An 8,684-nucleotide genomic window follows, 5' to 3' on the forward strand; every position below is an offset into this window, starting at 1 on the left:
GCTTGTTTGCGTAGGTTTATTTTTCAGTGCCGGTCTGGTTTTGTGCACTAATGGCCGCCACTATCAAGGACGCAAGTTTCCTTATCGGCAATCTCTGTTACGTCAAAAATGACGGCGCCCGATACAGATTCACCACATCACGATCCACGCGAATCAAGTTTTGTCCGGCATCGACGGTAAACTCGGCGCCATTAAATGAGGGGCGCGTCAGTAGTAGAATCGCGTCTGCAATATCGGTCAGCGGCGCAATATAGCCGAGCGGGGTTGAGCGCACGGATGAGTAGTCGAAATCGGCCTGAGTCTGGTCTCCGCTGGGTGTCATCAAACCCGGATATAACGCGTTCACCCGTAGCACGTCTCCGCCGGAAATCGCCAGCATGGCGGTCATGTTGCCTAGTGCAGCTTTGGCCACTGTATAGCTGAAATCCTCGGGATGAAAGTTGGCGCGTACTTTTTGGTCTACCACGTTCACAACGACGCCCTGCTGACCACGCTGCCGTGCTTGCTGGTAAAAAGCCTGGGTCAACAATAGCGGCGCACGACAATTAATTTGCCATGACCGCTCCAGATCGTCGAGGCTAAAGTCCGCCAGTGTGTCGGGGAAAAATATCGCTGCGCAATTAACTAGTACATCCAATCGTTCGAATCTGGCGTAGATCGCCAGCATCATGTCCGACAATTCTGTGGGATTGCCCAAGTCGGCACGATGGGCAATCGCGTTATAGCCAGCCGTTTCCATCGCCGCTACGGTCGCCAAAGCCTCTGCCTGTGAGTTGCCGTAATGCACGACGACGGCATAACCAGCCTGCGCAAAGCGCTCGGCAATGACACGACCGACGCGCTTGGCGGCGCCGGTAATTAAAACTACGGGTTGCGTCATAGGAGTTTTTAGTTGGTTTTAAGAGCGTTTTTGCTGTGGGTCGCGGCGACTTGATCCATGAATTGCGCCAATTTCACATCGAGTTCAGTCACACCATGCGCATCGTGGGTTGTCAGTAGTACAACTACGCGATTATAAACATTTGACCATTCAGGATGGTGATCCAACTTTTCTGCTAACAAAGCAACTTGCGTCATAAACCCAAATGCGGCGTTAAAATCAGAAAACAAAAAAGTCTTTTCAATCGCATCGCGTCCGTCTACCGCAATCCAGCCGGGAAGTTTCTGCAGCGCCGCGACAACGCCAATAAGTGATGAATGTGTCATAACAAACTCCATGTATTAAAAAGAACCATTAAAGAAGATGCGCTCTATCGCCGGAAGTAACGAAGTGAGGGAGTAGCAGGTTGCTTAACCATTGATCATTATATTTTGTGGCGAAATATAATTAAAGAACTGACTTTGTAACGAGTTGAATCGTTGCTTGTTGTCATTATTAATAGCAGATAAAGTTTGACTATCCCTACTTTGAAGGCATGTATGAAACGCTTCCTCTGTGCCGCAATACTCGTCGCCATGAGCTGTACCGCGTTTATCTCGACGCAGGCAAATGCGCAGGTAGGCGTCAATATTATCATCGGCTCGCAACCACCGCCGCCGCGCTACGAGCGCCGCCCGCCACCGCGTGTTGGCTATATATGGGCGCCGGGATATTGGAACTGGGTCGGCGGTCGACACGTCTGGCGGCAAGGTTATTGGGACCGGGCACGTCCCGGTTATCAATACCAACGCCCAAGTTGGCACCACAGTCACGGCGGCTGGCAATTGAATCGTGGGGGCTGGGAGCGCGGACCTGACCGGCGCGGTAATGGTCGCCAGAACCGCCATGACAACCGTCATAATGGCCATCGTAATGATCACGGCGGCGGTCACCGGAGCGGGTTTCATTAAGCCAACCCCCAGTCTGCAAAATCCTTTACCGTTAGGCAATAACAGTAAGGGATTTTTTGTTTGTACGGCCGTAAATCAAGAGACTAAAAAAACAACGCTTTTGAGCGCGTGCAACAATACCCACATTATGCTTGATTAAATGCAAAAACCGTTGAGCAGCTAAGCTGATCAACGGTTTTTTATTGGTTGCGGGGGCAGGATTTGAACCTACGACCTTCGGGTTATGAGCCCGACGAGCTGCCAGACTGCTCCACCCCGCGTCTGTACTTTTAAACAATATCAGGATATTTTCTGACATTTCACATCTGGTTGCGGGGGCAGGATTTGAACCTACGACCTTCGGGTTATGAGCCCGACGAGCTGCCAGACTGCTCCACCCCGCGTCTGTATTTTGAAACAATGCCAGGGTATTTTCTGACATTTTAAATCTTGGTTGCGGGGGCAGGATTTGAACCTACGACCTTCGGGTTATGAGCCCGACGAGCTGCCAGACTGCTCCACCCCGCGTCTGAGGAATGAGATTATATAGCCTATCGACTGAGATAGCTAGGACTTACCTGAAATTATTCCAGTGAGGCATATTTGCTGTCAACACACCCTAGTCCGATCAAGCGGACTGAGGCCTTTTTGCGTCAATCCGAACAGCAAATTTTATAGGTAGGAAATCCATTTCAATGACGCGGTGATACACTTCCGTGTCCGACACCGAGCACGCTCTTCAACTTAAGCATTGCCCCCCCCCCAGACCTTGACACGATCCCTATGAAATTCTGCTCCGAATGCGCGCATCCTGTATCTCTGCAAATTCCGCCTGATGACACACGTGAGCGCTTTGTGTGCAGCAATTGCGGCACGATTCATTATCAAAATCCAAAGATGGTAGTCGGCTCCATTCCAGTGTGGGAGCATGAGGGCGAAGTCAGTGTCTTGCTGTGCAAACGGGCCATAGAACCGCGTCACGGCTACTGGACACTCCCTGCTGGATTCATGGAAAACGATGAAACCACCGAAGACGCGGCCCGCCGCGAAACAGAAGAAGAAGCCGGGGCCAAGATTGCATTACATGGACTTTTTTCCATGATCAATGTCCCGCGCGTGCATCAGGTGCATTTGTTTTATCGGGCAACCTTGCTCGATCTTGACTATGCGGCCGGGATTGAAAGCCTGGAAGTTGAGATGTTTACGAAGCGCAGATTCCGTGGGAAGAGATTGCCTTCCCCACCGTTGCGTACACGCTGAAAGCTTTTTTTGACGAGCTCAAATTAGTGAAAAAAAATGCGGCAAGCTTCTCGCTACACACGGACAATATTTATAAACCGATGCGCAGCGATTAACTCTTAGCCAGTATTTCTATACTGGCCGATACAAAGCGATCAAATCATTAAGCAGCTTAGGGCGACTCAATACATATCCCTGTATCAGACTACAACCATATTGGCGCAAATAAGCCAACTGCGCATCGGTTTCCACCCCCTCTGCAATGACGTCCAGATGCATGTGTCGGCCAAGCTCTATGATGGTGCGTACGATCGCTTTGTCTTCCTTCTGATTCGGCAAGCCGCTCACGAAAGAGCGATCAATTTTAATGGAAGAAATAGGCAGATTTTTCAAGCGCGATAGCGACGAATAACCCATACCGAAATCATCAAGGCTAATCCCTACGCCGAGTTGCCGCAGGGCGCGCATGACCGGGATCACCTTATCCGGTTGCTGCATCACCATCCCTTCCGTCAACTCCAGGCAAAGATGGTACGAAGCAATTCCCGTCTCCTTCAAAATAGCACTCAGTTCATCGGGAAAATCACTGCTGGTAAATTCTGGCGCAGCCATATTGACATGCATTTGCAACTCACCAAAACCGGACCGATGCAATATGGCAAGGTCGCTACAGGCTTGCCGCAAGACCCAACGTCCGAGACTCACAATCAAACTACTCTGTTCTGCAATCGGGATAAAAATATCGGGCCGCACCACTTCCCCGTTCGCACGCCGCCAACGAATCAAGGCTTCAACAGCCTGCATATGCTGGCCACCACCATCGAATATCGGTTGATACTCCAGAAAGAATGCGTTATCTGCCAATCCCTGATGCAACTCCGCCTCCAGCGTCAGTCGCAATGCCACGTCGGACTGTTGCACTGCAAGCGTCTGGGAGGTGCTATTCGAAAAAAACTCAGCGCATTGCGGCCATTTTTCTTGATCCGATACATTGCCTCATCGGCACTGCGCAATAGCTCTGGACTGGTCATGCCGTTTTCCGGAAAGATGCTAATGCCAATACTGGCCGACACCGCCATCTCGTTACCTTCAAACATAAACGGCGTACGCGCGGCTACCAATACGCGCTCAGCTAGCGCATCCAATAATGCACCTAACAGCAATGACGCACGCTCGGGAATCAACATAATCGCGAACTCATCACCACCGAGGCGTCCAACGTAACTCCCTGGCGGAGCAAGGGCTTGCAATCGTTGTGCAAATTCACGCAAGACCACATTCCCAGCCTCATGACCGAAGGCATCATTGACAGGCTTAAAGCGATCGAGATCAATAAATATCAACCCGAACGATGCGCCCGAGGCGGCACTGTCGGCACATTGATTATCGAGCATCCGATAAAAATAGGTGCGATTAGCCAACTCCGTCAAGCCATCGATCTGCGCCAATTGACGGATGGTTTCCTGCTGCTCGAGTCGTTGCGCCGTCTGTGCAATAAGTGCACCTATCGTCGCCGAAAGATTCGGCAATCGCGCCTCACGCTGACGCGAGAGCCGACTATAAAACTCGAGCACCCCGGGACTATTACGAATCCCATCCTCAGTCACATACACCACGGGAAACACATAACCGGAGCGCAGCCGACATTTTTCAGCGCTGTTGTAGCGCAAGAAACTATGATCGGTCACCAAATCTTCAATCCAACGTGCTTCGCCGGTTTGCCATACTGTTCCTACCAACCCTGCGCCAGCCGCCATCCGCAGCGTACAACTTTCATCTGTAAATGCTGTGAGCGGATAGTCCGGGTCGTGCCAGAAATATTTACAGGCGAGTTGCTGGTCTTCCGCCTGGCCCGGCTCAATCGCCCAATAAGCACCCCACTCCCATCCCAGATTTTCACAGACTAGCTTAATTACCTTGGTAACAGCCGCACCCAAGGTATCCGTACCGACCAAAAATTGCGTGGATTCAAAACTTAGCCGCTCGCGTATTGCAGCGTGTTTCGAAGCGGTCGTATCCATCAGAACGCCGCTTTGCACATCCTGCTTCACTGAAGTTTGCGGCAACGAAGCCAATCGCAACCAACGCAAACCATCGGCTTCGCTCATGACACGAAACTCGCATTCGTTCTGCTTGCCCACTACCTCTGAAGTTAGCGCTAACGTCAGCATCAACACGTCATCGGGCAGCACATGCACGAAACAGCTTTCTAGCGTAGGATGCCAGCCGACTTCAACACCGAGCATGGTTGCAGCGCCAGTTGACAACACAAGCTGGCCACCCTCAAGCTCATGCCACCAACGACCAAAAGAGGCCGCTTGCTCTACAGAGTCAGGCGTCATTACCTGCGCCAACGCAAGTCGCAGTGTCGACGATATAGGCAAACTCACGGGTAAAATCATGGGCAAGTTATCACTACTTTGAGAGACGACGAAGGAGGGACAGGCGATAGAAGTGGAATTATGCATAGTAGCTAATACCTCATCTTTTGAATAATGATATTAAATGATTATAAATATTACTAATAACTTGCAAGTATCGGGCCACCATAATCGTGCTTGATAGCGATAGAGAATCCCCGGATAAATACAATAAATCGCACCAACATGGTTCAAATTGTATTAATTGCACCACTTTCCTGCCAAAATTGTCCATAAACAAGCACTCGGAGTGGAAAATAAATATGAAAAACATAACTCTCAATAGCTTCCCGAGGCTGAAAATGGTAGGCAATCTGGTCATAATCATAATGAGAGGGATGCAATGATTCCCTGGTTAGAAGTGGATACGCCTTTCCCCGACGTCTCACGGGCGCTGGGCGAGGAGGATGGCGCGCCCGGACTGCTTGCCGCGGGCGCGGATTTGTCGCCGCAACGCCTGCTCAACGCCTATCGCCACGGTATTTTCCCCTGGTTTTCTGAGGGGCAGCCCATCCTTTGGTGGAGTACCGACCCGCGCATGGTCCTGCAAACCGAACACTTTCAGATCTCCGCGAGCTTAAAAAAAACCTTGCGCAAGGTGCACCGCAGCAGCCAGACCGACCGCCGCTGGCAAATCCGCTTCGATTTTGCTTTTGAGCAAGTCATGCGGGCCTGTGCCGGACCGCGTCGCGATGCGCAGGGCACCTGGATTTCAGACGATATCGTCGCGGGCTATTGCGCGCTACACCGGCTCGGCTACGCGCACTCGGTTGAAGTCTGGCTCGACGGCAAGCTAGTTGGCGGCGCTTACGGCGTCTGTATCGGGCACATGTTTTACGGTGAATCGATGTTTGCCCGCATCACCGACGCCTCCAAAATTGCCTTGGCCCATCTGGTCCATTTTCTGCACCAAAATGGCGTCACCATGATTGACTGCCAGCAAGAAACGCCGCATTTAGCCTCTCTTGGCGCGGCCCCCATTTCACGCGATGTATTTATGCATCACTTGCGCCTGGCAATACATTATCCGCACATTCAGAACTGGTACCCTCTTCCATTATTCCCGACATAAAACATGGGCTTTTTTTGCCGCATTAAATGGCGGTTTTGGATGTAGTTCTACCAACACGAGATTGTCCTTACGGTGTAAATTATATTGAAAGAACATTTGTAAGGACGCCCATGACACACCTAAAAGATCTCCCATTTTCAACCCTGCAGTTCTACGCCACAGCGCCCTATGCATGCAGCTATCTGTCTGGACGCCAGGCGCGTTCGCTAGTTGCCACGCCGTCGCATCTGATTAATGCGGATGTGTATTCGGAGTTAGTCAAAAATGGCTTTCGACGCAGTGGAATCTTTACCTACCGCCCATGTTGCGATGGCTGTCAGGCGTGTACGCCCGTGCGTACGCTGGTCAATCAATTCTCACCAAATCGTAGTCAGCGCCGCGCCTGGGACAAACATCGTCATCTGACTGCCCTGGTGACCAATCTGGCCTATGTGCACGAGCATTACGAGCTGTATCTGCGGTATCAAATTTCACGCCATGCCGGTGGCGGTATGGATCAGGACAGCCGCGATCAGTACGCCCAGTTTTTGCTACAAAGCAAAGTCAATACACGGCTGGTCGAGTTTCGCGAACCCGATGGCACCTTACGTATGGTCAGCATCATTGACGTACTCAATGATGGCTTGTCTTCGGTGTACACGTTCTATGACCCCGACGTTGCCGGTGCGTCGTTTGGTACTTACAATATTTTGTGGCAGATCAAACAGGCGCAACAACTTGGAATGGCTTACGTCTATCTTGGCTACTGGATCAAAAACAGCCCGAAAATGGCCTACAAAATCAACTACGGCCCGCTAGAAGCCCTGCGAGAAAACGAATGGGCTGCGTTAGAATAGCGGGCTGCATCCCGCCAACGCTCATTACCAATCAAAACCGTGCCTTCCAAACTCCTGTATAAGCTCGCCCGCCCTGTCCTGTTTTCTCTCGATCCAGAAGCTGCCCATCACCTGACGATGAAGGCATTACGCCGTGCTCAGGCTATCGGGCTGACTGCATTGCTGCCAAAACCGGCGCCCGATCCGCGTATCGTCATGGGGATCACCTTCCCTAATCCGGTTGGATTAGCCGCCGGTCTGGACAAGGATGGGGCGACTATCGACGGCTTGGCTGCGCTCGGTTTCGGATCGATAGAAATCGGCACTGTGACGCCGAAACCGCAACCCGGCAATCCGCGTCCACGCATGTTCCGACTACCGGCGGCCAATGCCATCATCAATCGAATGGGGTTCAATAACGGTGGTGTGGATGCGTTTGTACGCAATGTGCAGTCGTCAAAATTTTATCAGGAAGGCGTTGGCGTGCTTGGCCTGAACATTGGTAAAAATGCGGCTACACCAATTGAAAATGCTGCGGATGACTATTTACATTGTCTGGAAAAAGTTTATCCGTACGCTACGTATGTGACGGTGAATATTTCGTCACCAAACACTAAAAATCTGCGTCAGTTGCAAGGGGCGTCTGAGCTTGATGCGCTTTTGTCACAGCTTAAGTTGGCGCAGCTTAAGTTGGCTGATCAACATAAACGCTATGTGCCTGTTGTGTTGAAAATTGCGCCCGATATTGATGCTGAGCAAATTAAAACAATTGCTGATGCCTTATTGCGGCACAAAATGGATGGGGTGATTGCTACTAATACTACCCTCTCGCGTGATGCGGTTAAGGGGATGGCTTATGCAGATGAAGCTGGGGGATTGTCTGGGGGGCCGGTGTTTGAATTGTCCAATACTGTGATCCGTCTATTGCGCGTTGAGCTTGGGGATGCTGTGCCGATTATTGCTGTGGGGGGGATTTTGAGTGGGGCTGATGCGGTGGCTAAGATTGGGGCTGGGGCGGCGTTGGTGCAGCTTTATAGTGGGTTGATTTATCGGGGGCCTGCTTTGGTGCGGGAGTGTGGGGATGCGTTGCGGAGAGGTTGAGTTTATCGGTAATGTACACGGTTGGCGCTCCGTTGATGCTAGCCGGGAGTGGCCCGGCGGCCAGTCACTTTTTTTACTTCGCCAAAAAAAGTGACCAAAAAAAGGCGACCGCAGATGCCGCTGCCGCTTCGCGGTTCCCAAATTTCCCTACCGCCAGCCGGGTCTGAGGACCAACTCGCCTTCGGCTCAAACATGTCCTCAGCCTGATCCGTCTGGCGGCAGGAAAAT

At 51.5% G+C, this 8,684-nt stretch carries 9 protein-coding genes, 3 tRNA genes and 1 pseudogene; 5 read left to right on the top strand and 8 right to left on the bottom strand.

Going from position 1 to position 8,684, the window contains the following annotated elements:
- Window positions 1–97: 97 nt before the first annotated feature.
- Window positions 98–880 (bottom strand): SDR family oxidoreductase, encoded by a 783-nt coding sequence (locus tag ACVBEF_RS19165; RefSeq protein ID WP_447125518.1) that lies wholly within the window; start codon window positions 878–880, stop codon window positions 98–100.
- An 8-nt stretch (window positions 881–888) separates the two neighbouring features.
- On the bottom strand, window positions 889–1,206 hold the full coding sequence (locus tag ACVBEF_RS19170) for a 4a-hydroxytetrahydrobiopterin dehydratase (protein ID WP_447125519.1): 318 nt from the start codon (window positions 1,204–1,206) through the stop codon (window positions 889–891).
- 213 nt (window positions 1,207–1,419) lie between these two features.
- Between ACVBEF_RS19170 and ACVBEF_RS19175 the strand changes: the two genes are divergently transcribed.
- Entirely contained in the window at window positions 1,420–1,830 is a 411-nt protein-coding gene (locus ACVBEF_RS19175) for a YXWGXW repeat-containing protein (RefSeq protein WP_447125520.1), read from the top strand.
- 183 nt (window positions 1,831–2,013) lie between these two features.
- On the opposite strand, the gene ACVBEF_RS19180 is transcribed toward ACVBEF_RS19175, so the two are convergent.
- The 3 genes from ACVBEF_RS19180 to ACVBEF_RS19190 form a co-directional block, all read right to left on the bottom strand.
- Window positions 2,014–2,090 (bottom strand) — tRNA-Met (locus ACVBEF_RS19180).
- A 46-nt stretch (window positions 2,091–2,136) separates the two neighbouring features.
- Window positions 2,137–2,213: transfer RNA gene (locus ACVBEF_RS19185), tRNA-Met, on the bottom strand.
- A gap of 47 nt (window positions 2,214–2,260) precedes the next feature.
- A tRNA-Met gene (locus ACVBEF_RS19190) sits at window positions 2,261–2,337 on the bottom strand.
- Window positions 2,338–2,592: 255 nt separating this feature from the next.
- On the opposite strand from ACVBEF_RS19190, the pseudogene ACVBEF_RS19195 reads away from it, so the two are divergent.
- Window positions 2,593–3,164: pseudogene (locus tag ACVBEF_RS19195) on the top strand (NUDIX hydrolase).
- Between the two features lie 16 nt (window positions 3,165–3,180).
- Here ACVBEF_RS19195 and ACVBEF_RS19200 read toward each other — a convergent pair.
- Together ACVBEF_RS19200 and ACVBEF_RS19205 are read right to left on the bottom strand one after the other, a co-directional pair.
- Window positions 3,181–3,969 carry a putative bifunctional diguanylate cyclase/phosphodiesterase gene (locus ACVBEF_RS19200; RefSeq protein ID WP_447125521.1) on the bottom strand — a complete coding sequence of 263 codons (789 nt, stop codon included), beginning with the start codon at window positions 3,967–3,969 and terminating at the stop codon, window positions 3,181–3,183.
- Entirely contained in the window at window positions 3,939–5,516 is a 1,578-nt protein-coding gene (locus ACVBEF_RS19205; RefSeq protein WP_447125522.1) for a diguanylate cyclase domain-containing protein, read from the bottom strand. Before ACVBEF_RS19205 ends, ACVBEF_RS19200 begins: the two co-directional genes overlap by 31 nt.
- A 295-nt stretch (window positions 5,517–5,811) precedes the next feature.
- Here ACVBEF_RS19205 and aat point away from each other — a divergent pair, with 295 nt between their 5' ends.
- From aat to ACVBEF_RS19220, 3 genes are all read left to right on the top strand, one after another.
- Complete coding sequence (gene aat, locus ACVBEF_RS19210) at window positions 5,812–6,540, top strand: leucyl/phenylalanyl-tRNA--protein transferase (protein WP_447125523.1); 729 nt, start codon at window positions 5,812–5,814, stop codon at window positions 6,538–6,540.
- Between the two features lie 110 nt (window positions 6,541–6,650).
- Window positions 6,651–7,376 (top strand): arginyltransferase, encoded by a 726-nt coding sequence (locus ACVBEF_RS19215; protein ID WP_447125524.1) that lies wholly within the window; start codon window positions 6,651–6,653, stop codon window positions 7,374–7,376.
- A 39-nt stretch (window positions 7,377–7,415) separates the two neighbouring features.
- Window positions 7,416–8,456, top strand: coding sequence for a quinone-dependent dihydroorotate dehydrogenase (locus tag ACVBEF_RS19220; RefSeq protein WP_447125525.1), 1,041 nt, complete (start codon window positions 7,416–7,418; stop codon window positions 8,454–8,456).
- Window positions 8,457–8,494: 38 nt separating this feature from the next.
- On the opposite strand, the gene ACVBEF_RS19225 is transcribed toward ACVBEF_RS19220, so the two are convergent.
- Window positions 8,495–8,684: hypothetical protein (locus tag ACVBEF_RS19225; RefSeq protein WP_447125526.1), on the bottom strand; the 190-nt coding region annotated here is incomplete at its 5' end.

The organism is Glaciimonas sp. GG7, assembly GCF_052976905.1.

Bases quoted from the DNA above. Each gene is read 5' to 3' on its own strand.
- aat (WP_447125523.1), top strand. From the start codon at position 5,812: ATGATTCCCTGGTTAGAAGTGGATACGCCTTTCCCCGACGTCTCACGG.
- ACVBEF_RS19175 (WP_447125520.1), top strand. From the start codon at position 1,420: ATGAAACGCTTCCTCTGTGCCGCAATACTCGTCGCCATGAGCTGTACC.
- ACVBEF_RS19170 (WP_447125519.1), bottom strand. From the start codon at position 1,206: ATGACACATTCATCACTTATTGGCGTTGTCGCGGCGCTGCAGAAACTT.
- ACVBEF_RS19215 (WP_447125524.1), top strand. From the start codon at position 6,651: ATGACACACCTAAAAGATCTCCCATTTTCAACCCTGCAGTTCTACGCC.
- ACVBEF_RS19165 (WP_447125518.1), bottom strand. From the start codon at position 880: ATGACGCAACCCGTAGTTTTAATTACCGGCGCCGCCAAGCGCGTCGGT.
- ACVBEF_RS19205 (WP_447125522.1), bottom strand. From the start codon at position 5,516: ATGCATAATTCCACTTCTATCGCCTGTCCCTCCTTCGTCGTCTCTCAA.